Origin of the sequence: Edaphobacter sp., from assembly GCF_035532915.1 — a bacterium.
Classification (GTDB): domain Bacteria; phylum Acidobacteriota; class Terriglobia; order Terriglobales; family Acidobacteriaceae; genus Edaphobacter.
In genome coordinates this window covers 1-22,258 of record NZ_DATKQC010000075.1, presented here as the reverse complement: position 1 = coordinate 22,258, position 22,258 = coordinate 1, and the positions used below count along the sequence as shown (strand labels likewise).

Annotated in this window: 19 protein-coding genes and 1 pseudogene; 4 read left to right on the top strand and 16 right to left on the bottom strand. The window is 61.1% G+C overall.

Annotation, left to right across the window (positions count from 1 at the left end; translation table 11 throughout):
• The coding region (locus tag VMU57_RS04015) for an MFS transporter (RefSeq protein ID WP_325381026.1) at nt 1-599 on the top strand (599 nt) is incomplete at its 5' end.
• Between the two features lie 7 nt (nt 600-606).
• On the opposite strand, the gene uvrA is transcribed toward VMU57_RS04015, so the two are convergent.
• From uvrA to ileS, 4 genes are all read right to left on the bottom strand, one after another.
• On the bottom strand, nt 607-3,609 hold the full coding sequence (gene uvrA, locus VMU57_RS04010) for an excinuclease ABC subunit UvrA (RefSeq protein ID WP_325381025.1): 3,003 nt from the start codon (nt 3,607-3,609) through the stop codon (nt 607-609).
• 85 nt (nt 3,610-3,694) lie between these two features.
• Nucleotides 3,695-4,351 carry a hypothetical protein gene (locus tag VMU57_RS04005; RefSeq protein WP_325381023.1) on the bottom strand — a complete coding sequence of 219 codons (657 nt, stop codon included), beginning with the start codon at nt 4,349-4,351 and terminating at the stop codon, nt 3,695-3,697.
• Nucleotides 4,352-4,379: 28 nt separating this feature from the next.
• Complete coding sequence (gene lspA / locus VMU57_RS04000; RefSeq protein WP_325381021.1) at nt 4,380-4,880, bottom strand: signal peptidase II; 501 nt, start codon at nt 4,878-4,880, stop codon at nt 4,380-4,382.
• Complete coding sequence (gene ileS, locus VMU57_RS03995; protein WP_325381018.1) at nt 4,881-7,859, bottom strand: isoleucine--tRNA ligase; 2,979 nt, start codon at nt 7,857-7,859, stop codon at nt 4,881-4,883.
• Nucleotides 7,860-8,159: 300 nt separating this feature from the next.
• Between ileS and VMU57_RS03990 the strand changes: the two genes are divergently transcribed.
• Nucleotides 8,160-9,236, top strand: a complete 1,077-nt coding sequence (locus VMU57_RS03990; protein WP_325381016.1) for an energy transducer TonB — start codon at nt 8,160-8,162, stop codon at nt 9,234-9,236.
• 350 nt (nt 9,237-9,586) lie between these two features.
• Entirely contained in the window at nt 9,587-11,782 is a 2,196-nt protein-coding gene (locus VMU57_RS03985) for a DUF1800 domain-containing protein (protein WP_325381014.1), read from the top strand.
• A gap of 24 nt (nt 11,783-11,806) precedes the next feature.
• On the opposite strand, the pseudogene VMU57_RS03980 reads toward VMU57_RS03985, so the two are convergent.
• The 7 genes and pseudogenes from VMU57_RS03980 to VMU57_RS03950 all read right to left on the bottom strand — a co-directional run.
• Nucleotides 11,807-12,058, bottom strand: a pseudogene (locus tag VMU57_RS03980) (integrase core domain-containing protein); the annotation flags it as partial.
• A gap of 171 nt (nt 12,059-12,229) precedes the next feature.
• Entirely contained in the window at nt 12,230-12,979 is a 750-nt protein-coding gene (locus VMU57_RS03975) for a class II aldolase/adducin family protein (protein ID WP_325381012.1), read from the bottom strand.
• A 4-nt stretch (nt 12,980-12,983) separates the two neighbouring features.
• The gene (locus tag VMU57_RS03970) at nt 12,984-13,976 is read right to left on the bottom strand and encodes a radical SAM protein (protein ID WP_325381010.1); all 993 of its coding nucleotides are present in this window, start codon (nt 13,974-13,976) and stop codon (nt 12,984-12,986) included.
• Nucleotides 13,977-14,060: 84 nt separating this feature from the next.
• Nucleotides 14,061-14,339 carry a hypothetical protein gene (locus VMU57_RS03965; protein WP_325381008.1) on the bottom strand — a complete coding sequence of 93 codons (279 nt, stop codon included), beginning with the start codon at nt 14,337-14,339 and terminating at the stop codon, nt 14,061-14,063.
• 83 nt (nt 14,340-14,422) lie between these two features.
• Nucleotides 14,423-15,430, bottom strand: a complete 1,008-nt coding sequence (gene yiaK, locus VMU57_RS03960) for a 3-dehydro-L-gulonate 2-dehydrogenase (protein ID WP_325381006.1) — start codon at nt 15,428-15,430, stop codon at nt 14,423-14,425.
• Between the two features lie 25 nt (nt 15,431-15,455).
• On the bottom strand, nt 15,456-16,232 hold the full coding sequence (locus tag VMU57_RS03955; protein ID WP_325381004.1) for an SDR family oxidoreductase: 777 nt from the start codon (nt 16,230-16,232) through the stop codon (nt 15,456-15,458).
• A gap of 12 nt (nt 16,233-16,244) precedes the next feature.
• The gene (locus tag VMU57_RS03950) at nt 16,245-17,003 is read right to left on the bottom strand and encodes a hypothetical protein (protein ID WP_325381002.1); all 759 of its coding nucleotides are present in this window, start codon (nt 17,001-17,003) and stop codon (nt 16,245-16,247) included.
• Nucleotides 17,004-17,118: 115 nt separating this feature from the next.
• On the opposite strand from VMU57_RS03950, the gene VMU57_RS03945 reads away from it, so the two are divergent.
• Complete coding sequence (locus VMU57_RS03945) at nt 17,119-18,204, top strand: Gfo/Idh/MocA family oxidoreductase (RefSeq protein WP_325381000.1); 1,086 nt, start codon at nt 17,119-17,121, stop codon at nt 18,202-18,204.
• Nucleotides 18,205-18,254: 50 nt separating this feature from the next.
• On the opposite strand, the gene VMU57_RS03940 is transcribed toward VMU57_RS03945, so the two are convergent.
• From VMU57_RS03940 to VMU57_RS03920, 5 genes are all read right to left on the bottom strand, one after another.
• Nucleotides 18,255-18,461 (bottom strand): hypothetical protein, encoded by a 207-nt coding sequence (locus tag VMU57_RS03940; protein WP_325380998.1) that lies wholly within the window; start codon nt 18,459-18,461, stop codon nt 18,255-18,257.
• A gap of 54 nt (nt 18,462-18,515) precedes the next feature.
• Nucleotides 18,516-19,295, bottom strand: a complete 780-nt coding sequence (locus tag VMU57_RS03935; protein WP_325380996.1) for a glucose 1-dehydrogenase — start codon at nt 19,293-19,295, stop codon at nt 18,516-18,518.
• A 91-nt stretch (nt 19,296-19,386) separates the two neighbouring features.
• Nucleotides 19,387-20,385 carry a tetratricopeptide repeat protein gene (locus VMU57_RS03930; protein ID WP_325380994.1) on the bottom strand — a complete coding sequence of 333 codons (999 nt, stop codon included), beginning with the start codon at nt 20,383-20,385 and terminating at the stop codon, nt 19,387-19,389.
• A 96-nt stretch (nt 20,386-20,481) separates the two neighbouring features.
• Entirely contained in the window at nt 20,482-21,246 is a 765-nt protein-coding gene (gene pal, locus VMU57_RS03925; protein WP_325380992.1) for a peptidoglycan-associated lipoprotein Pal, read from the bottom strand.
• Between the two features lie 80 nt (nt 21,247-21,326).
• Nucleotides 21,327-22,258 (bottom strand): translocation protein TolB (locus VMU57_RS03920; protein ID WP_325380990.1); only part of this gene is annotated, 932 nt, incomplete at its 5' end.

The window sequence follows — 22,258 nt, the reverse complement described above, 5'->3', positions numbered from 1 at the left end:
TTACCGTTCTGCGGCGACATACGCGTGCGCTTGTGGCGGGGATTCTGGTTTGCCTCGCGACCTTCGTTCTGTTTTATCTGATGACGGTGTTTGCGCTGTCGTGGGGAACAACCGCACTGCATTACAGTCGCGGCAGCTTTCTGCTCATTCAGCTCTTTGGCATTCTTTTCTTTGCGATTCTGATTCCTGTCTCGGCGCTAATTGCTGAGCGGGGACGGAAGCCGGTGATGATGGGGACGACAGTGCTCATCGGCCTCTTTGGCTTTGTGCTTGCGCCGCTCTTCACTGCGGGCACGGTGGGAGCGACGGTGATGATGGCGCTGGGACTTGCACTGATGGGCATGACCTACGGCCCGCTCGGTACGGTGGTGTCCGAGCTGTTTCCCACTCCGGTTCGCTATACCGGCAGCTCTCTTGCGTTCAGCATGGCTGGAATTCTGGGAGCCTCGCTCGCTCCTTATGCCGCGACGTGGCTGGCAAAGACCTATGGGCTGCCATACGTCGGCTACTATCTCACGGCCTCGGCGGTGCTCACCTTTGTGGGGCTGCTCATGATTCGCGAGACGAAAGACGATGACCTTACCGTTGCCTCCGATTGAGGATCCGCTACGACGTCGTCAGCAGCTCTGATTCGGCGAGTGGCGGAGTGAGATGGAGAACAGGAGCAAGCCAGTGGCCGGTGTGACTGGCGGGGTTGGCCGCGATCTCTTCCGGCGTGCCGGTGGCGACGATCTGGCCGCCGCCGCTGCCGCCTTCGGGGCCCATATCGATGACCCAGTCGGCGGACTTGATGACGTCGAGATTGTGCTCGATCACCAGCAGCGAGCCGCCGCCTTCGATGAGTTTGTGGAAGGCTGCAAGCAGCTTGGCGACATCGTCGAAGTGGAGACCGGTCGTCGGCTCATCGAGGATGTAGAGGGTTCGGCTGCGGGCCTTGGCTGCCGCCTCGTTCGTGGCTGAGCGTGAACTGATGCTGCGGGCGGTGGCGAGGTGCGAGGCCAGCTTGACGCGCTGCGCTTCGCCGCCTGAGAGCGTGGTGGCGGATTGGCCAAGCCTGACGTAGCCGAGGCCAACCTCATCGAGGACGTAGAGCTTGTCGACGATCCTGGGATGGCCCGCGAAGTAGACCAGCGCCTCCTTGACGGTCATGTTGAGCACGTCGTAGATGTTTTTATTTTTGTACTTGATGTCGAGGGTGGCGGATTTGTAACGGGTACCGTTGCACTCTTCGCAGGGTAGCTCAATGTCGGCGAGGAACTGCATCTCGACCGTGACGGTGCCATCCCCCTCGCAGACGTCGCATCGTCCGCCGGGAACGTTGAAAGAGAAGTGGCCAGCGGTGAGGCCGCGGCGCTTGGCATCAGGCTGCGAAGCGAAGAGGGCGCGGATATCGTCGAAGGCCTTGATGTAGGTGACGGGATTGGAGCGCGGAGTGCGGCCGATGGGCGACTGATCGACGAGGATGACGTCGTTGAGATGTTGCGTACCCGAGAGTTCGCGGTAGAGGTGTGCCGGATCGCCGCCCTCTGTCTGGCCAAGCGCCTGCATCAGCGCACGATAGAGCACTTGGTGGACGATGGTGGATTTGCCGCTGCCGCTGACTCCCGTGACGACACAGAGCAGGTTGAGCGGCACATCGAGATCGACGCCGCGCAGGTTGTGAATGCGCGCACCGGTCAATTTGAGGTGCTCGCGGCCCGGCTCGCGACGAGCGCGGGGAATGGGAATGGTGGCGCGGCCGGAGAGATATTTGCCGGTGATGGAGTTGGGATTGGCGGTAACTTCGGCGACGGTTCCGGAGGCGAGCAGGTGGCCGCCGAGTTCGCCCGCGCCGGGACCGAGGTCGAGAAGATGATCGGCAGCGCGGATGACGTCGGGATCGTGCTCGACGACAAGAATGGTGTTGCCGAGATCGCGCAGGTCCTTCATGATGCGAATCAGCTTAGCGGTATCGCGGGTGTGCAGGCCGATACTGGGCTCATCCAGTACATACAGTGCGCCAACGAGGCGCGATCCCAATGAAGTCGCCAGTTGGATGCGCTGCGATTCGCCGCCCGAGAGCGTGGAGCTGAGGCGGTCAAGCGTAAGGTAGTCGAGGCCGACCTGATGCAGGAAGCGAATGCGCTGACGGACCTCTTCAAGGATCTTTCCGGCGATCTCGGTCTGTGCCGGTGATAGCTGCAGATTATCGAAGAACTCCTGTGCGCCTGTGATGGTGAGCGCAGAGGTCTCGCAGATATTGCGATCGTTGATGAGGACGGCGCGAGCTTCGGCGCGGAGACGCTGGCCGCGGCAGTCGGGGCAGAGCGCATAGCCGCGATACTTCGAGAGAAAGACGCGAACGTGCAGCTTGTATTTTTTGCGTTCGAGCGCGGCAAAGAAACCGCGGATGCTGGGAAAGCTGCCGCTGCCGTCTTCGATGAAGCGCTGCTGGTCAGGCGTCAGATCGTACCAGGGAGTATCGGTGGGGATCTTCGCGGCCTTCGCGGCGCGGATCATCTCGCCGTGATGCGGGCGGTACTTCGTGGTGGTCCATGGAGCGATGGCGCCCTGGTTTAATGTCTTCGACTTGTCGGGGATGATGAGGTTGGGATCGAAGTCGATGGTGTTGCCGAAGCCCTGGCAGCGCGGGCAGGCGCCATAGGGATTGTTGAAGGAGAACAGGCGCGGCTCGGGCTCGCGGTAGGCGCGATGACAGGTGGTGCATTCAAAGGCCGCCGAGAAGCGGAGGTGCTGCGACTCTTCTTCGTCTTCACGCGCGACGGTATGGAACTGGATCTCACCGGACTCGCGGTAGCCGGTCTCGATGGCATCGACGATACGTGCGCGGGCATCGGGGCTGATGGCGAGTCGATCTGCGAGGACGAAGATGGGCTTCGCGAAGTCGAGTTCGAGCAGCGATTCCGGCGTGGAGAACTCGACGACCTTGCCCGCTTGAAAGAGCCGGTTGTAGCCGCGACGGCGCAGCTCGGTAAGGCGCTCCTTGAGAGCATCAGTGATGTCGACGACCTTGGGAGTGGCTACAGTTTTGGCGGATTTCTTTGCGGCGGTCTTCTTCGGCTTGGGAGCGTCTTCTGCGATTGTTTCGGTCGCGGCCTGCTGCATCGGCTCGAGTTTGATCTCGGCGCGCTCGATTGGGAAGAGCGCATAGGTTCGCGTGCCTTCAGGCAGGGCAAGGAGCGAGGAGACGATCTCGTCTACCGTGTCGTGTTTGACGATGCCGCCGCAGTGCAGGCAGGTCACCGTGCCGCAGCGGGCGTAGAGCAGGCGCAGATAGTCGTAGATCTCGGTCGCGGTCGCAACCGTGGAGCGGGGATTGCGGGTCTGGTTCTTCTGCTTGATGGCAATGGCCGGAGCGAGGCCATCCATAAAATCTACGTCGGGCTTTTCGATGCGCTCTAAAAACTGGCGAGCGTAGGCAGAGAGCGATTCGACGTAGCGGCGCTGGCCCTCGGCATAGACGGTATCGAAGGCGAGCGAAGACTTGCCCGAACCGCTGACGCCGCTGACGACGGTGAGGGCGTTGTGGGGGATGTCGACGTCGATGCCCTTGAGGTTGTGGGTCCGTGCGCCGCGGATTGTGATCTGATCGTTTTTTTGCTCACTCATGGCCAAACTTCTATTTTCAGGCATGAGGTGTGGAAATGCTAATTAACCGGGATACGCGGCATCACGCAACATAGGATTGCAGCGCTTACGCCGTTGAAGTCTGAACGAAGGCCCAGATCGTCTCCAGCAGCATGGGCCACACAATCACCATCGTTACCAGCCAGCCGGCTCTTGAACCGATCGGGCCTTTGGCATCGCTGTAGACGATGAGGCAAAGCACCGCGTTGGCCAGATAAGCGGTATCCAATCCAATTAGACAGGCGCGAGTTGGAGTCCGAAAGATATGCCGTCTGCGCAGATAGAGAATGGCCGCGCTGGCGATGACGATGCCAAGACCCAGGCTCAGCACCGCGAGGCGCTGCCATGCGCTCGTTCCGGCGAGATGCAGCAGAAACGGAAGCTCGACCAGAATCGTTCCGAAGATCGAAAGACCAATCACGATCCAGAGAATGCGTCGTCCGCCAGGCGTGGAGAGCCGGTTTGTAAACAACGCGCGCAGACGAAGCCAGAGAAGAGGGAATGCCAGAAAGAACGGCGCGCCCACAAGGGCATGCCACCAGTTTCCCTGATGGCCGGGAACTCTCAGCGTTACGGCATCGAGTGGCGACGTGTTGACCGCGAAGGGGAGGAACACGACGATCACGGCCAGCAGCGAGATCAGTAGCCCAAGGGCATTGAGTGGCGCTGAACTTCGTACTTCTTCGAGCGACGTAGAGGGAGTATTTTCTTCTCGGTTGCGCATTATTACAAAGTACGCAAGTTCAAGGGCTTTAGTTCTGTTGCGGTCGAAAGATTTCGATGAGCAGAAGGCACGCGCCGATGACGATGCAGCTGTCAGCTACGTTGAAGTCGGGCCAGTGGTAGTGGACGATGTGTACCTCGAGGAAGTCGACGACGTGGGAGAAACGAACGCGGTCGTAGAGGTTGCCGACCGCTCCGCCGAGGATGAGTGCAAGGGCGATCCCCGTGAGCGAAAGATCGCGGCCAACGCGCCAGAGCATTCCCAGAACGATGATGACGGCGATGACGGAGAAGGCGATCAGGCTGTCGCGGACGACGATGGGCGAGGCCGAGTCGAAGAGCGAAAACGCCGCGCCGGTGTTGAGCACGTGAGTGAGGCGGAAGACTCCGGGGATGACCGTGATAGCGTAGCCGGGATTGATGTGATGGACGATCCAGAGCTTGCTGCAGCGGTCTGCGACGACGACCAGCGCGGCGAGTAGAAGAAGAGGGATGCGGCTGTCCCGTTTGCTGTGTGTGGTGAGGGACATTTAGGCTTGCGACTCCGTTGTTTGTTGGACGGTGTAGGGTGCGAAACCGATAGCTTCAAGGGCCTCGGCGCAACGCAGGCAGACGGTGGGATAACGAGCGTCGTTGGCTACGTCGGTGGTGTAGTTCCAGCAGCGCTCGCACTTGATGCCATCGGCTGCGACCGTGGTGACGTGCGGTTGTGAGTCGTCACGCTCGACGTGGGCAAGCTCAACCTGCGATACGTTGAAGAGCTCTTTGAGGCTTGTCTGGTACTTCTTTAGGAGGGAGAGCAGAGCTTCGCTGGCTTCGATCTGCACCTTGGCATCGAGAGCTTTGCCGACAAGCTTGTCTTGTCGTGCAGCTTCGAGTGAGACGAGGACGGTATCTCGCGCTGCGAGCAAATGTTCCCAGTCTTCTTCGATGTGCTTGACGTTACCGGGAACGATTTCGGCGATATTGGGGAACAGCGCGATGTGGACGCTGGTTTCACGGCCTTCAACTTTAGGTAGAAGTTGCCAGACCTCGTCGGCGGTGAAGCTGAGGATGGGAGCGATGAGGCGGGTGAGCGCTTCGGCGATGCGCCACAAAGCGGTCTGCGCGCTGCGGCGTGCAGGATGATTGGGGGCGAAGGTGTAGAGGCGGTCTTTGAGAACGTCGAGGTAGAGCGCGCTGAGGTCGGTGTTCACGTACTCGTTGAGTGCGTGGTAGGCGCGGTGGAACTCGAAGTCGTCGTAGGCGGCGCGGATCTTGGTGTCGAGCTCGGCGGTGCGGGCCAGGATGTACTGGTCTAACGGCTCCATCTGCGCGAACTCGACCTTGTTGGTGGCAGGGTCGAAGTCGTGCAGGTTGCCGAGCAGGAAGCGCAGCGTGTTGCGCAGCTTGCGGTAGTTGTCGCTGACGCGCTGCATCAGGTTTTCGCTGGCGGCGACGTCTTCGCGGAAGTCGACGGAGGCGACCCAGAGGCGGATGATCTCGCCGCCGAGACGCTTGGCGATGTCGACAGGATCGACTCCGTTGCCAAGGCTCTTCGAGAAGGCGCGGCCTTGTTCGTCGAGCGTCCAGCCGGAGGTGGCGACCATTTTGTAGGGGGCGATTCCGTTAACGGCTACCGACGTGAGTAACGATGAGTGGAACCAGCCGCGATGCTGGTCTCCGCCCTCGGTATAGAGGTCGGCTGGGTAGTTGAGTTCGGGTTCGTGCTCGAGGACGGCGTGCCAGCTTGCGCCGGACTCGAACCAGACGTCGAGGATGTCCATCTCCTTGCGGAACTCTTCGTTGCCGCAGGTGCACTTCGTTCCACTGGGAAGCAGCGTGGCTACGTCGTGGGTGTACCAGGCGTCGGCGCCTTCTTTGTGGAAGAGCTGGACGATGCTTTTGTTGATGGCTTTGTCGTTCAGTGGCGTGTGGCACTTTTCGCAGAGGAAGACGGCGATGGGCACGCCCCAGATGCGCTGGCGGGAGATGCACCAGTCGGGCCGGGTGGCGATCATGTTCGAGATACGGTCTTCTCCCCATGCCGGGTCCCAGACGACTTTCTTGATCTCGTCGAGTGCGCGCTGGCGGAAGGTGGTAGCTCCAGCACTAGTGGAAACCCAGGTCTCAGAATCGAGACCTGGGGCACCCAGTTCTGTGGCAGATCTGGGCATCGGGGTCTCCATGCCGATGAACCACTGCTCGGTGGCGCGCACGATGACGGGGTTGTGGCAGCGCCAGCAGTGCGGGTAAGAGTGCTCGAAGCTGGTGGCGCTGAGGAGCGCGCCCTTTTCTTTGAGCAGTTCGATGATGACCGGGTTGGACTTGAAGACGGTGAGGCCGTCGTAAGGCTCGCCGGGATGGCCGCCGTGGAGTTCGGTGTTGCGCTGCTTACCCGCGTTATCTACATATTGCACTTCGGGCAGGTCGTAACGCTTGCCGGTGTAGAAGTCGTCGACGCCGTGAGCAGGCGCGGTGTGGACGGCTCCGGTGCCTTGCTCGGCGGTAACGTAGTCGGCGGTGACGCCGAGGACCTCGCGGTCGAGGAAGGGATGCTGGAAGGTGACGCGATCCAACTTCGCTCCTTTGAAGCGGGCGATCTCGATGGCTTCGGAGAGGTTGCAGGCTGCTTTGACCGCAGCGGCTAGGACTTCGAGAACTATATAGATATTGCCGTCGGTGTTTTTGAGGGCAACATAGTCCAGCTCGGGGTTGAAGGCTACAGCGAGCGAGGCTGGGAGCGTCCAGGGAGTTGTAGTCCAGATGATGGTATAGACTTTTTTGCCTGCCAGGTTGGCATCGATCGTCGCGGGATCGCTGGTGAGGGCGTAGCGGACATAGACGCTGGGCGAGGTGTGCTGCTCGTACTCGACCTCGGCCTCGGCGAGCGCGGTGCGGTCGTGGATGCACCAGTAAACGGGCTTGAGGCCTTTGTAGACGAAGCCCTTCTCGAAGAAGTCGTAGAAGGTCTCGGCGATGCTGGCCTCGTAAGGGAAGGACATCGTGAGATAGGGATCGTTCCAGCGGCCGAAGACGCCGATGCGCTCGAACTGGCTGCGCTGGAGGTCGACGTATTTCTGCGCGTAGTCGCGGCAGGCCTTGCGGACGGCGAGGGGGTCCATCTCGAGCTTTTTACGGCCTAACTGCTCGTCTACCTTGATTTCGATGGGCAGGCCGTGGCAGTCCCAGCCGGGAACGTAGGGGGAGTCGAAGCCCGCCATGGTCTTGGTCTTGACGACGAAGTCCTTGATGCACTTGTTGAGGGCGTGACCGAGATGGATGGCTCCGTTGGCGTAGGGAGGTCCATCGTGGAGGATGTATTTGGGCGAACCGGCGCGGGCGGCGCGAATCTGGGCGTAGAGATCTTTGCCCTCGGCGTTGGGCTGCTGCCAGGCCGCGAGGCGCAGCGGCTCGTTGACGGGCAGATTGGCCTTCATGGCGAAGCTGGTCTGAGGGAGGTTCAGGGTAGACTTCAGCGGCTTCACGGACTGGTCGAGTTTGGGCTTTGAATCAGATACTTCCGGCATTCGTTCCTCTTGATTGCGGTTAGACAGATGTACGGTTTGCGCCAAACTCTTATTGTATCCGGCGTCCGGGGTGACGGATGAGGTGCGGAAGAGACATTCGGGACAGGAAGTGCGTCCAATGGAACGAGCGAAGTCGGGTTATTGTTTGTAGAATGCTTGTGGAGCCAAGTGCCTTGCTGTTGAAGCGGACAAAAACCGGCGGAAGACCGGGAACGTAGACAGAGGGAACGATGCGCGCGAACTTCGAAAAACGCCGGTGGAACGGTTCTCATCCGATCCTGCAGGCTGAGGCGAGAGAATTTGGCTGACATACCTATGATTCCGCATGAAAACGAACCAGAGCACGAGGCCCCGGAGCTACGCCCGGCAGATGCTCCTCATTTGAACGAGGAGACAGAAGGGTCGATGTGGGCTTCGCTGTTCGGCAATCTTCGCGACGCCTTCAGCACGAAGAAGGAAGCACCGCTCGATCTTGAGTCGAAGCCGGTAGAGACCGACCTGATTATTACGGAAGAGGGCACTCTCGCCTCGTTGTGGAGCAGCGTGCGCGATGTGTTCTTCCCGGTGAAGCTGCCGCCGCTGCAGCTTGAGTCGCAGCCGATTGCCGTGGTCGACCGGATGAAGGTGAAGCGCGATCCGACCTCGACGGCGATTGCGGTGGTTCTTCATGGCCTGGTGATCCTGCTGATCGTCTTTCTGCTGGCGAAGAAGATCAAATTTGCGGCTCCAGTCAAGACGCAACAGTTGACCGAGGTCGATGTTCCACCGATGGCCCCGATCAAGGCGAAGTCCATGGGCGGCGGCGGCGGTCAGCATGACACGACTCCGGTGACGAAGGGGACGCCGCCGAAGTTCGCCGACCAGCAGATTGTTCCGCCAAAGGCTCCTCCGCTGGAGCAGCCGAAGATCAATATTCCGCCGACCATCGAGGTGCAGAAGGACGTGCACATGGCAAGCAGCATTCCGCAGATCGGCGTTGCCAACTCGCCACTGGTGGGCATGTCGATGGGCAATGGGCACGGCACCGGACTGGGCTCGGGCAATGGCTCCGGACTTGGGCCGGGCTCGGGCGGAAATACCGGCGGCGGTCCGCGACGGATCGGCGGCGGCGTCTCGCCTCCGTCGGTGATTTATTCGGTTGAGCCGGAATTTTCCGAGGAGGCGCGCAAGGCCAAGGTCGCCGGCAACGTTCTGGTCGGCCTGTGGATCGACGAGAAGGGCATGCCCAGCCATGTGCATGTCGTTCGCGGAATTGGCATGGGGCTGGATGAGAAGGCGATCGAGGCAGTGAAGCAGTGGCGGTTCAAACCCGCGATGGAGAACGGAAAGCCTGTGCTGGTGGAGCTGAACATCGAGGTGAATTTCCAGATCTTCTAGGTACTTGAGCTTGCTTCCGAAGTACCCCCGGGGGGATACTTTTCCGGTAAAGTCTTGCATTCAAAAGACTTAATTTGTAAAGTCTTGTTTATAAAGCACTTAGGCCCAGCGTAGATCGCTGGGTCTAAGTGCTTTCTATTGGCTGCTCTTATTGTAGCGAACGGAGAGGAACTGTTTTGCAGTTTCGAGATATCTATTTTTGATGTTTCAACGCTTGTCATATGTGTCGTTTACATGTTTTATTCCATGTCTTGGATGAGGTATTTCCGCTTGACAGGATAAAGGGATTAAGTCGGGATAGGGCGCAACTGCGCGAAGGCGTGGGGGTTTGAGCTTGCAGAAGGCTTGAGATGATGGCATCGACGCGGATGACGGAGACGCGTCGCGAGGAGAGGGATGGGATGAGGAGTGTCCGTTTTTTTGCCGAGGAGGTTGTGGGCAGGGTGTCCCGTGTTGCGGGCTTTGCGCTGGTGGGTTTGATGGCGTGCCAGCCGATGGCGGCGGGGGTGCGGGCGGAGAAGGGTGAGCGGGCTGATGGGCGGGAGAGGGTGGTCCATGCCTTGAACCGGTTTACGTTTGGGCCGAGGCCGGGGGAGGTGGCGGCGGTCGAGGCGATGGGGTTGCGAAGGTGGTTTGAGCGGCAGTTGAATCCTGCGAGCATCGACGACTCGGCACTGGATGCGCGGCTGGCGATGTTTCCGGCGATGCGGATCTCGCAGACGGAGTTGATGGAGCGGTATCCGACGCCGCAGCGGCTGCGGCAGATGATGCGAACCGGGGCGGCGCTGCCGGGTGATCGGGTGGAACATGCGATCTATGGGGATGAGATTGCGCGGATGGAGGCGCAAAAGGCGAAGCGGGAGGCTGCGGGGTCGAATGTGCAGGGGGCAAATGCGCAAGGTGCAAACACTCAAGCCGCGATGCAGCCGGGGTCTCCGTTGAACAAGGGAGATGGGATGGCCGATGCGGGTGGGATGCAGGGCAGCGCAGCGGCGTCCGGCAATGGCATGGATGCGGCTGCGCGGGAGGAGAAGCTGTATGCGGACCTCGATGCGGTGAAGGTGATCAACCTGCCGCCGGATGCGCGGATGCAGCGGATTGTGGGAATGTCGCCGGAGGAGTTTCTTGCGTTTCGCAGGAACCTGAAGCCGCGAGACCTGGCGTTGCTGCGGCAGGGATTGAGCCCGGAGCAGAGGGAGACCTTCGCGGCTTTGCAGGGTGGTCCGCAGATGGTGGACGCGGAGGTGTTGCAGTCGCGGATGATTCGCGACATCTATAGCGAGCGGCAGTTGCAGGCGGTGATGACGGATTTCTGGCTGAACCACTTCAACGTGTATCTGCGGAAGAACCAGAATGAGCCGTACCTGCTCCCCGCGTTTGAGCGGGACGTGATTCGACCGAATGCTCTGGGAAAGTTTGAAGATTTGCTGGTGGCGACGGCGAAGAATCCGGCGATGCTGGTGTATCTGGATAACTGGCAGAGCATCGGGCCGGATTCGCTGGTGGCTCAGAATGCGGCACGTGCGGCGCAGCGAGCAAAGAATCCGCAGGGGAAGCAGGCGCTGAAGGACCGTGGGCTGAACGAGAACTATGGGCGCGAGCTGATGGAGCTGCACACGATCGGCGTGCAGTGCGAGGTGAGCGCGGACCGTTCGGCGAAGAGGCTGGATAAGGCGTGCGGCAAGGGGTATACGCAGCAGGATGTGATTGAGGTGGCGAAGGCGCTGACGGGATGGACGGTTGATCGGCCGGATGAAGGCTCGGTGTACAAGTTCGACGAGCGGCGGCACGAGCCGGGCACGAAGATGGTGTTGGGGAAGAAGATTAAAGACGGCGGCGAGGACGAGGGGCTCCAAGTTCTGCACATGCTGGCGACGAGTCCGGCGACGGCGCGGTTGATCTCGACGCAACTGGCGGTGCGGTTTGTGAGCGATACGCCGCCTCCGGCGCTGGTGGACAGGATGGCGAAGGCATTTGTGAAGAGCCATGGCGATATCAAGGTGGTGCTGCGGACGATGTTCGATTCGCCGGAGTTCTGGTCGCCGGAGGTGTATCGGGCGAAGGTGAAGACTCCGGTGGAGTTTGTGGTGTCGGCGGTGCGGGCGAGCGGAGCGGAGGTGACGGATGCTCAGCCTCTTGTGGCCGCACTGAATCGGCTGGGGATGCCGCTGTATGGGATGCAGACTCCGAATGGGTATAGCTGGAAGGCCGATGGGTGGGTGAATACGGGCGATCTGGTGGACCGGATGAACTTTGCGCTGGCTTTGAGTGGTGGGCAGATGCGCGGTGTGCAGACCGATTGGCGAGCGTTGCTTGGAGAGGCTCAGATGCCGGAGGAGAGTGCGGCGGCGAAGGAGCAGAGGCTGGAGTCGATTTTGCTGGAGCAGCCCGCGAGCGAGCATACGCGGGCTACGGTTTTGGGACAGTTCGCGGCGCAGAGTTTTCCGGCGGGGAGAGTTGTGAAGGCTTCGGTGACGCAGGATGACAGGGAGGCTGAGGGGATGGCGGGGTTGTTGCTTGGGTCGCCGGATTTTCAGCGGCGATAAGCGAGTGAGGCATACCCTCGGGGGCTAGGTCTGATGCGTCAAGAGGTTGTTGTCATCGAGGCCTGCTCTGGAGATGGGTGGAAGTTGGTTGAGACTGGCGTGAGGTCTGTGCCAGTTGTATTGGTGGGTCCATGGTTTGAGGGAAGAAGAGCGCTCGGCAGAGTTCTCGTAACGACGTGCGTAGGCCCATTCTCGGATCGCTGTCTGGATGAAGCGTTCTGCCTTGCCGTTGGTGCGCGGGGTGTAGATGCGGGTGCGTTTGTGGGTGATGTTAAGGACGTTGAACGAGGTGGCGACGATGGTGAGGCTGTATCCGCGACTCAAGCATCAGAGTTTCCTCTGAACCGATGCAGCAAACTACCGTTCAGCTCGTCAAATTGCAATGCATATGGGACTAACGGGAGGCCGCGAGTTTTGAGGGCGGCCCCTTGTGGTGTTTAAGAAAACTCAGGCACTGCAGGGATCGTCGGAGGCGTTTCGCTTGTAGCGCGACTTGGCGCGGCGCAGCTTTTCGAGGTCGGCGTCTTCGAGCGGAACCGCACCGCCGAGCTGATGCGCGGCGAGGCAGACCTGGGCGAAGTGCTCGACGGTCTCGGTCTTCATGAAGGCGTCCATCAGGGTATCGCCGTAGGTCAACAGGCCGTGGTTGGCGAGCAGGATGGCGTCGTGGGTGAGGACGAAGGGCTGAAGGCTTTCGCTGACCTCTTCGGTGCCGGTGGTGGCGTACTCCGCCAGTGGGACGAGGCCGGTGGTCATCATGATCTCGGAGCAGATGGGCTGGTCGAGCGGCTTGCGACAGGCTGCGAACGCAGTGGCGACGGGCGGATGCGCGTGGACGATGGCCTGCACGTCGGGACGCGCGCGGTAGACGGCGAGATGCATGCCGATCTCGCTCGTGACCTTGCGGTGGCCGGAGAGCTTGTGGCCGTCGAGGTCGACGATGACCATGTCGGAGGGTTGCAGAAGAGATTTACTGCAGCCGGTTGGTGTGGCCAGGATACGCTGGCTATCGAGACGCACGGAGAGATTGCCAGCGGTCGCGGGGGTATAGCCGACGCGATGCATGGCTTTGCCGATGCGGGCGAGCTGCTTACGGAGATCGGCTTCGAGCGGGCTCACCACAGAGCTCGCTACCGCTGCATGGCCCGTGCTGGTGACGTGTACTTGGATAGGCTCTTCGGCAAGGTATTGGGTCATCGCGCTATGAGGCTCTCCTTGGCTGTGCTAAAAGTTTCCTCACGCCCGTGCCAATACGGTCGGAGACCATAAATATACGACCTGCGGTAAGGTTTCCGGCAACTTTATGATGGCCGACTGCCGCAAGACCCATGGAGGCGATGCAGCCGCACTGCGAGCAATCGGGATTGCCGCCGAACTGGCATGGTGTAATCGCGGTCTTAAGGTCGGCGGAGACGGTGTGGGTGGTGAGGGCAAAGATGCACTCTTCGGGCGATTTTGGCGGGTTGCGGAACTCCTCGATGCAGGATTGGTGCATGTCGAGGATGGGATAGAGAGGACGCAGGCGTAAAAGTTCAGCGATGACGGCGGCGCGGACTTCGGGGGTGAGGATCTCGGGGCCTTCCGCGCCGATCTGCGGCGTGAAGAGGCTCATCCAGACCTTTTTGGCCTCGGGGCGTGCGGTCCAGAAGCGCAGAAAATCTTCGAGGTAGTGTGGCTTGTCGGCGATCTGGCCGGTGATGGTGCAGTGAATGGTGGCGCGTGCGCCCTCGAGATTTTTGAGGATGCGTTCGTAGGTGGCGGGCTTGCGGCGGGCGTCGTGCTCGGGCTGGAGGCCGTCGATGGAGACGACGAGATTGAGCCGGGGAAGGTCGGCCCAGTGCCTGGGGATGGCGCGGAAGGCGCTGGTGACGATCTGGACGTGGATGCCGCGCTGGTCGAGTTCGGGCAGGAGAAGCTCCAGCTCGCGGTAGCGAACCAGCGGGTCTCCGCCTACGAGCGAAAGATGGAGAGGACGGTAGCGGTCGACGACGTCGAGGATGCCCTGGACCAGAGCGTCTCCCTTGAAATCGGATAGCTGGCGGAGGGTGGTTTCGCTGTCGCCAAGGTGAGCGTCGTCGAAGGCATAGCAACCGGGACAGCGAAGCGGGCACTCCTTCGTGATTTCAATGGAGAGAGACGGCCTTCGGCCTTCGAGGATTCCGGCCCACGCGTGTAGTACTTCTGAAGTCTTCACCTTTTCTCCCTGCGGTCAGTGCGGACTGAATTGAGAGATCCGCCTGCGTGGTTATGGAGTGATTGGAAAGAGGGCAGAACTTTTCTAGCATCGCAGGATGGAAGAGAGCTCGATGGGAGAGTCGATCCACCACTCTATCTTTCGACGGAGGAGTAGAAGCGACGTAATCGATGTACTGACGAGAGACTTCGAAGAAAAGGCGGCGAGCGCGAAGGCGGTGGCGATCAATCCCCAGAGCAGGATTGCTGCCACCTGATAGGCGCGGAGATTCGTCGCGGGGAGATCGACCAGCGGCGCAATGCACACGGCGAGGATGCAGAGCAGGCAGACTGTCACTATCGCGAATTTAATTGCTCTCGCCATCTTGAGTTATGACACGAAAAAGAACGGACTCGTTGTCTACTGACAGGTTAACCGATTCGATGGTCTTATGGCACGGCGCGGGCCTATGAAGCGGTACGGACCTGGTGCCAGAGTTCGGGGTCAACAGGAATGCCGAGACGAAGATTCTCTTCGCGGAGTTGCAGAGTTTGTTCGCCGGGATAGCGCAAGGGTCGAGCGGGGTCGAGCGGGGTGATGCCGTGGAGATTGGCGATGACGCCTTCGGCGATCTGGTTGAGCTCTTCGGCCGCGCCGAGGTGAGAGGGATCGACGGCGAGAAAGAGTTGGGACTGACCGGCTTCGCGCATGGGGTCGAGAGGGAGCTGATGGGTAGCGAGGCCGCCCGAGAGCATGGCCGCCATCATGTCGAGGACGAGCGAGAGGCTGGAGCCCTTCCAGTAGCCGATGGGGAGGGCGCGCTGCGAGGCCTCGATGGCTGCGGCGTCGGTGGTGAGGTTGCTGGCGTTGTCGTAGCCGCCGGGGACGGGGAGGGGAGCATGGCGCTTGCTATAGGCATCGAGAGTTCCGTAGGAGAACTGCGACATGGCCATATCGAGCACAACGTGTCCCTGTGGGCGTGGTACGGCGATGACGAGAGGATTGTTGCCGACGGTGGGAATGGCGGTGCCCCAGGCGGGGAGGTTGGCGAGGGTGTTGCTCCAGCAGAGGGCGAAGAGGCCGTGCTCGGCGGCGAGCCAGCCGTAGCTTCCGCCACGCATCCAGTGGTTGGTGTTGGCGAGGGCTACCGCCCCGATTCCGTTTTGTTTGGCGAGGGCGATGGTGCGCTGCATCGCAGCGTAGGCGTTGAGATTGCCGGGACCGCGATGGCCGTCCCAGCGCTCGATGCTGCCGAAGGCGGCGGTGCGCTCGGGTTCGGCGGCGACGTCGATGCTGCCGTTGCGGACCATGGCGGAGAAGCGGGGGAAGCGGTTGAGGCCGTGGGTGTAGACGCCGTCGCGTGTGGTCTCGGCGAAGAGGCGTGCGCAGAGGGATGCGCGTTCGCCCTGGAGGCCTAGCTGCTGCATGGCTTTGAGGAGGATAGCGTAGAGGTCGGCGTAGGGAACTCGGAGCATGGAGATAGTTTATCGAGTGCGGCGGTTAGATCCAGCCGGCGTCGATGATGTAGTCCTGGCCGGTGATGGCGGAGCTGTCGTCGGCGGCGAGGAAGAGCAGGAGGCGGGAGACCTCGTCGGGCAGGACGTGACGCTTCAGGAATTGCACCTTGAAGAGCTCCTGTTCGTAGTCAGAGGACATGTAGAGACGCTGCTGTTTCTCGGTGAGGACGGCTCCGGGAAGGACGGCGTTGACGCGAATGTTGGCGGGGCCGAGGTCTTTGGCCATGGAGCGGCTCATGCCGGTGATGGCTGCCTTGGCGGTGACGTAGACGGAGAGGTGCGCTGTGGGGATCATCCACGAGATGGAGCTCATGTTGATGATGGAGCCTCCGCCAGCGGCCTTCATGCCGGGAGCTACGGCTTGTGCGGCGAAGAACTGGTGGTGGAGGTTGGCGGCCATGCCTGCGTTCCAGGAGGCGGGAGTGACATCCTCGAAGCGGTGACGCTCGTCATTGGCAGCGTTGTTGATGAGGACGCGTGGCGTGCCTAGCTGCTCGGTAATGGCGGCTATCGCGGATTGCAGGTCTTCGATGCTGGTGAGATCGCAGTGGTGATAGAGGGGCGCGTGCTTCGAGCGTTGTGCCAGGTCGTCGACTAATGCCGAGGCTGGTGTGTCGGCTACGTCGAGAAAGGCTACGCGAGCGCCTTGCAGGGCGAACTGCTCGACGGTAGAGGCTCCGATGCCTGAGGCTCCGCCGGTGATGAGGACTACCTGATCGACAAGGCTGGGGTAGGTGGCGTAGATCGGCGCTGTGCTCATAAGAAGTTCTCGTTAGTGCAGGAGTGGGGGAAGCTTGTCGGAGATGCCGAAGAGAAAGATGGCTCCGATGATGAAGCTGTAGGCGGCGGTGAGCGAGGTGACGACGGTTTGGATGCGCGGGCGGTTGGTCGCGCCGGCGAAGATGCCTGAGGCGGATGCGGTCATCAGGGTGTTCATCATCAGCAGGCCTATGATGAAGGAGAGCAGGCCGATGAAGCCGCGGCTGGTGCCTCCGAGGTTGGCTGCGAGGAGAAAGAGAAGGAGCTGTGATGGGGTTTCGGCGCCGAGGCCGTGGATGATGCCGACGACGAAGACGGAGCTTCGGTTGTACTGGAAGGCGAAGGGTTCGGGCTGCGGTGTGGAGGGATTGAAGCGGCGACGGACTTGCCAGCTGGTGTAGCGGGCCCCGGAGATGAGCAGGGCGATGCGGCTGCGGGGGATGGGGTGGTGATGCTCGCTGCCGGGTTTGCGGCGAAGGAAGGTGACCAGCACATAGATGGCGAGGAGGATGAGCGTAGCGCCGACGAGGCGTTCGCTGAGGGCGTCGAGATGCGCGGGGAGCGAGAGATGAAGGAAGATGACGGCGGAGCCGAGCAGCGCGACAGTAAGCGCGTGGCCGAGAGCGTAGAGCAGGCCGAGCTTCATGCCTTCGCGCCAGTTGCGCTGGACGCTGGTGATGTCGGAGATGGCGGCGAGGTGATCGTAGTCGAAGCCGTGGCGGAAGCCGAGGAGGAGGCAGGAGAAAAGTGCGAGCTCGAGCGTGGACGACATGCTGGTTCCAAGGTACGGTGCGCGGCGATGGGTTGCAAGCGGCTGCCGTAGAAGCGTTGGGCGTGTGGAGATATTAACAATAGAATGGCTGTTGCATTAGTGATTGGGAGGACGGATGGATTTCGAGAAGGCGATGCGGGAGGCGGTGGCTCCCAGGCCAAAGGTGGCGCGGCCGATTGTGCTGGTGGGCGCGGGTGGAATTGCGCACGATGCTCACCTTCCGGCCTACAAGAAGGCGGGATTTCCTGTGGTCGCGGTGGTGGATAAGGACCGCGAAAAGGCGGAGGCGTTGGCGAAGAAATTTGCGATTCCGTTTGTGGCCGGGACGATTGCCGAGGCGGTGGCCTATGCGCCGAAGGATGCGGTGTTCGACTGTACGGTCCCGGCCCCGGCGCAGAGGGTGGTACTGCCGCAGTTGCCGGATGGAGCGGTGGTATTGCTGCAGAAGCCGATGGGAGAGACGCTGGCCGAGGCTATGGAGATCTTGGGGCTCTGTCGCAGCAAGGGGCTGACGGCGGCGGTGAACTTTCAGTTGCGGTGGGCTCCGAATATGCTGGCGGCGCGTGCGCTCTACGATGCCGGTGCGATGGGTGCTGTGCACGACATGGAAGTTTCCGTGAGCTGCCACATGCCGTGGGAGCTTTGGAGCTTTTTGAAGACGGCGCCGCGGCTGGAGATTCTTTATCACTCGATCCACTATGTCGATCTGGTGCGGAGCTGGTTTGGAAATCCACTGGGCGTGTATGCGAAGACGGTGAGGAGTCCGCGGACGGCCGAGCTTGCGGCGACCAAGAGCGTGATTACGTTCGATTACGGCGATGACAAGCGCGTGTTTATCGCGGCGAACCATAGCCACGACTTCGACCCGAAGATGCAGCGCAGCTTTGTGCAGTGGGAGGGGATGGAGGGCGCGATGCGAGCGCGGATGGGCGTGAACCTGAACTATCCGGTGGGGCTGCCGGATAATCTGGAGTACATTGTTCGCGGCGATGCTGGATGGAGCGAGGGGCCGGTGAGCGGGAACTGGTTTCCCGATGCGTTCATGGGGTCGATGGGTTCGCTGCAGGCTTATGCGCAGGGGGAAGCGGAGACGCTGCCGACGAGCGTGGAGGATGCGATCGACACGATGCGGACGGTGGAGGCTGCTTATATTTCTAGTGAACGCGGCGGGGTGGAGTTGCCGGGGCTTGAGCTGGAGTAGGAATGAAACTGTGAACTCTGACGCGATGAGCTGCGTCGGAGTTCACAGTTTTATTTTTCGGGATTGAACTCAGCTAAGAGTTTTTGCGAAGCCTCAAAGGCCTTTGCGGAGTGCTCGTGCGCCTGGCGCGAGAGTTCGTGGGCGCTGAGATGATCTTCTTTGTTGTGAGACACCGCTGCCGCGTTGTGTGCGTGTGCCGCCTGAAGGTGGAACTCAGCGGCCCGTTGATGCATCTGGTATGTATTCGTCTCGCCCATGGCAGGAATCTCCTGTGAGGTTGGATGCCATGGGCGAGGTAAAGTTTTCCGGTGTTAGCGGCCCATCCATCCGCCATCTACGGTGACGATGGTTCCGGTGACGTAGTCGCTTGCGCTGGAGCTGAGGAAGAGGGCTGCTCCGGCGAGATCCTGCGGCTGTCCCCAGCGGGCGGCGGGGATGCGCTCGAGGATCTGACGGTTGCGGGTCTCGTCGGCTTGCAGGGCTTCGGTGTTGGTGGTGGCGAAGTAGCCGGGAGCGATGGCGTTGACCTGAATTCCCCTAGGTGCCCACTCGTTGGCGAGAGCCTTGGTGAGCTGTGCCACTCCACCTTTGCTGGCCGCGTAGGCCGGGACGCGGATGCCGCCCTGGAAGCTGAGGAGAGAGGCGATGTTGACGATCTTGCCGGGCGCGTTGCGTGAGATCATGTCGCGCGCAGCGAGCTGCGAGAGCTGGAAGACACTGGTGAGGTTGACCTGCACGACCTGCTGCCAATCCTCGAGCAGGGTGTCTTCGGCGGCGTTGCGGTGGATGGTTCCGGCGTTGTTGATAAGGATGTCGACGCGGCCCAGTTTTTGCTTGAGCTGATGGAAGAGTGTCTCGGCTCCCGTGGTGCTGGAGAGGTCGGCCTGGAAGGCCTCGGCGCGGCCGCCGGCGGCGTTGATGGCGGCGGCGGTGTCGTCGGCGGGGCGGCGGTTGCCGTGCACGGCCACAGCGGCTCCGGCCTGCGAGAGGGCGGTGGCGATGGCTGCGCCGAGACCGCTGGCGGCTCCAGTGATGAGGGCTACTTTGTTGTCGAGACGGAAGAGGTCGAGTGCGTTAGGAATATTTGACATCGTTAAGCCAATGTACCGCCCTGACAAAAGCAGGGCAACCCAGCAAGAATTGCCTGAGTTGCCCTGCTTTTGAATTGTCTGATGGGTCGGATTAGCGGCGTGGCTTTACAGGGACGCCCATGCCGCTGAGCTTGCTGCGTGCCTGCATCGCCTCGGGAGAGTTGGGGAAGCGCTGGATGAGGTTGCGGAGCTCGCGGACGCCGTCTGCCGTCTGCTTGGAGGCGATCAGCGCGTTGCCCTTGTGCAGGCGCGACACCGGGACCTTGTTGCTGGCGGGGTACTGGTCAATTACCTTGTCGTAGTTCTTGATGGCATCGGCATAGTGTCCGGCACGATAGTCGATCTCTCCGCGATAGTAAAAGGCGTTTCCGGAAAGGGGATTGTCAGGATAGTTCTTGGTGACGTCACCGAACTCTGAGGCGGCGAGCGAGTACTTGGCGGACATATAGTCGCCAAGGGCGGTCTTGTAGAGCTCGTCGGCGGGAGGAGCTGCCGGAGCGCTGTTGTCGGCGGGCAGTGGTGTTCCGGCGAGCGGCTTGCCGTCAGCGCCGGTGTTGGGGGCGGGCTGCGCGGAGGAGTCGGCGGGTGCGTTGGCAGGAGCGGCTGCGGAGTTATCCGGGATGCCGGAGCCGGCGGCAGGCTGCGCGTTCTGCATGTTGGCGTTGATCGACTGCTGCTGGTTCTGGATGTTCTGAAGCAGCTTTTCGAGATTGCCGATGCGTGCCTTCATCTCGTCGATGGAGTCATTCATGGACTGGATCTGGCCTGAAACCTGATCGACCTTGTTGCCTTGCGCGGTCTGCTGATCGAGCATCTGTTTCTTGAGATCGTCCATATTGGACGACATCTTGTTGACGGCGTCGGCGCTCTGCTGGACGAGGTCCTTCATGACTCCCATGCGCTCGTCGTTGGTCTGCTGGAGACGAGCGACGGCATCCTGCAATTGCTGCACCTGGGTCTGGAGCTGGATCATGTCCCGGTTGGCGGCGAAGGCGGGAGGGGTAAAGACCATCACGGTGCCGAGAAGGGCGACCGAGGCGAGACGGATCGATTTGTGGGCGGAGGGAAGCTTGTTCTTTTGGTTGGCCATGGGCGACGCTCGGCTTTCAAGGGGATGCTGTCAGCCCCCGTGCAGTGAAATGGGCAAAATGCACGAGGGCTGAGGGTGATTGAAAACTACGCTGGACTAGCGATCGAGGGAGAACTGCGCACGGCGGTTCTGCTGCCAGCAGCTCTCATTCTCGTCGGTGCAGAACTGCTTCTCCTTGCCGTAGCTGATGACGCGGAGGCGGCTTGCGGCGACTCCGGCATTGACCAGCGCGGTGCGGGCAGAGTTGGCGCGGTTCTCGCCGAGCGCGAGGTTGTACTCGGCCGATCCACGATCATCGCAGTAGCCGCCGATGACGACCTTGATGGCAGGGTGCGCCTGCAGATAGCTGGCAGCCTGACTGACGGAGGCCTGGGCATCGGGACGGAGGTCGTAGCTGTCGTAGTCGAAGAAGACGTCCTTGACGTTCTGGTGGAAGACCTCGTCGCTGCCCATGTCGCCGTTCTCGTTGGCGGGAACTGTGGGAGCTTCGGGCACGCGTACGGTGACGCGGACATTGGCTTCGGCGGTCCCGCCATCGCCCTTCGCGGTGAGATGGAAGTTGGTCGAGGTGGAAGGAGACACGGTCTGGGTGCCGTTGGCGTTTACCGGGCCGATGCCGTCGATGGTGACGTTGTTGGCGTTCTCGGTGCGCCAATTGAGGACGACGGACTGGCCAACGTCGATGGCCGTGGGGTCGGCAGTGATGGTGGCAGTGGGGGCTACGCCGCTCGTCTCCGCGGGCCCGAGGCTGTTCGGGTTGATGCCGCTATGTTTCTTGTGGCAGCCGGTGACGGCTCCCAATGCAATGACGGTTGCAGCCAGCAGTATGGCCCTATTGATTTTAATTCGCGTTACGTTCATCGTATCTCCCTTGCTCAGCAGCAGTATCTCAAACAATCAAAGTTGGCTGCGAAACAACTTTCGCAGGTGGACAAAAATATTTATTTCCAACTCCAGTTTGGCATGTCTCCGCCGGTGCCGGTGAGGGCATGTTTCTGGGTTCCGTCGGAGAGCATGGTCCAGATTTTGTTCTGAGCGGTCCTACCGGTGGCGCTGGCAGCGTAGACGATGTGCCTGCCGTCAGGCGACCATGACGGGAAGTCGCACGGACCCTGGTCGTGAGTGAGTTGAATCCACCGCTTGGTGGCGATCTCCATCACGTAGATGTCCTGTCCGCCGGGAGCGCCGGGGCCATACTTGCGGTTCCAGGCGAAGGCGATGAAGCGGCCGTCGGGCGACCACGAGGGAGAAGAGGCGTAGCCGCCGTCGGTCATGCGTTGAATTGCGGAACCGTCGGTGTCCATGATGTAGATCTGGGGCAGGCCGGTGCGGCCGCTGACCCAGGCGATCTGCGCTCCGGTCTTGGGGTTGTAGACAGGCGAGACATCGGGGCCGCGGAAGCTGGTGATGCGCCGCGCGAGCCTGCCATCGGGGTCCGAGATCCATATCTCCGGGTCGCCAGTCCGGGACGAAGAGTAGGCGACGTTCTTTCCGTCAGGAGACCACGCAGGCGAGATGTTGGTACCGCCTGACTCGGGAAAGCTGACCATGCGGTTGAGCAGCATCGAGTACATGCGAATCTGGAAACCATGCTTGCCCAGCGAAGAGAAGGCGAGGCGGGAGTTGTCGGGCGAGATGCGCGGAGAGATGGAGACGGTGCCGAGATGGGTGACGGGATGCTGATTGGCTCCGTCGTAGTCCATCGACCAAATCTCTTTGCTGCCGCCGCCAATCTTGACGTAGTAGATTTTGGTTTCGGCAATGCCGGGAGTTCCGCCGCCGAGCCGGAAGATGATCTCGTCGGCGAAGCGGTGGGCTACCTGACGAGCCGAGTCGTCCGTGGCGGCTTCGTTGTACTGCTTGGCCAGCACCT

Coding starts and splice junctions, on each gene's coding strand:
- pal (WP_325380992.1), bottom strand. CDS start 21,246: ATGAACGTAACGCGAATTAAAATCAATAGGGCCATACTGCTGGCTGCA.
- VMU57_RS03945 (WP_325381000.1), top strand. CDS start 17,119: ATGGATTTCGAGAAGGCGATGCGGGAGGCGGTGGCTCCCAGGCCAAAG.
- VMU57_RS03965 (WP_325381008.1), bottom strand. CDS start 14,339: ATGGCGAGAGCAATTAAATTCGCGATAGTGACAGTCTGCCTGCTCTGC.
- VMU57_RS04005 (WP_325381023.1), bottom strand. CDS start 4,351: ATGCGCAACCGAGAAGAAAATACTCCCTCTACGTCGCTCGAAGAAGTA.
- VMU57_RS03940 (WP_325380998.1), bottom strand. CDS start 18,461: ATGGGCGAGACGAATACATACCAGATGCATCAACGGGCCGCTGAGTTC.
- VMU57_RS03930 (WP_325380994.1), bottom strand. CDS start 20,385: ATGGCCAACCAAAAGAACAAGCTTCCCTCCGCCCACAAATCGATCCGT.
- yiaK (WP_325381006.1), bottom strand. CDS start 15,430: ATGCTCCGAGTTCCCTACGCCGACCTCTACGCTATCCTCCTCAAAGCC.
- VMU57_RS03985 (WP_325381014.1), top strand. CDS start 9,587: ATGATGGCATCGACGCGGATGACGGAGACGCGTCGCGAGGAGAGGGAT.
- VMU57_RS03955 (WP_325381004.1), bottom strand. CDS start 16,232: ATGAGCACAGCGCCGATCTACGCCACCTACCCCAGCCTTGTCGATCAG.
- ileS (WP_325381018.1), bottom strand. CDS start 7,859: ATGCCGGAAGTATCTGATTCAAAGCCCAAACTCGACCAGTCCGTGAAG.
- uvrA (WP_325381025.1), bottom strand. CDS start 3,609: ATGAGTGAGCAAAAAAACGATCAGATCACAATCCGCGGCGCACGGACC.
- VMU57_RS03950 (WP_325381002.1), bottom strand. CDS start 17,003: ATGTCGTCCACGCTCGAGCTCGCACTTTTCTCCTGCCTCCTCCTCGGC.
- VMU57_RS03935 (WP_325380996.1), bottom strand. CDS start 19,295: ATGTCAAATATTCCTAACGCACTCGACCTCTTCCGTCTCGACAACAAA.
- lspA (WP_325381021.1), bottom strand. CDS start 4,880: ATGTCCCTCACCACACACAGCAAACGGGACAGCCGCATCCCTCTTCTT.
- VMU57_RS03975 (WP_325381012.1), bottom strand. CDS start 12,979: ATGACCCAATACCTTGCCGAAGAGCCTATCCAAGTACACGTCACCAGC.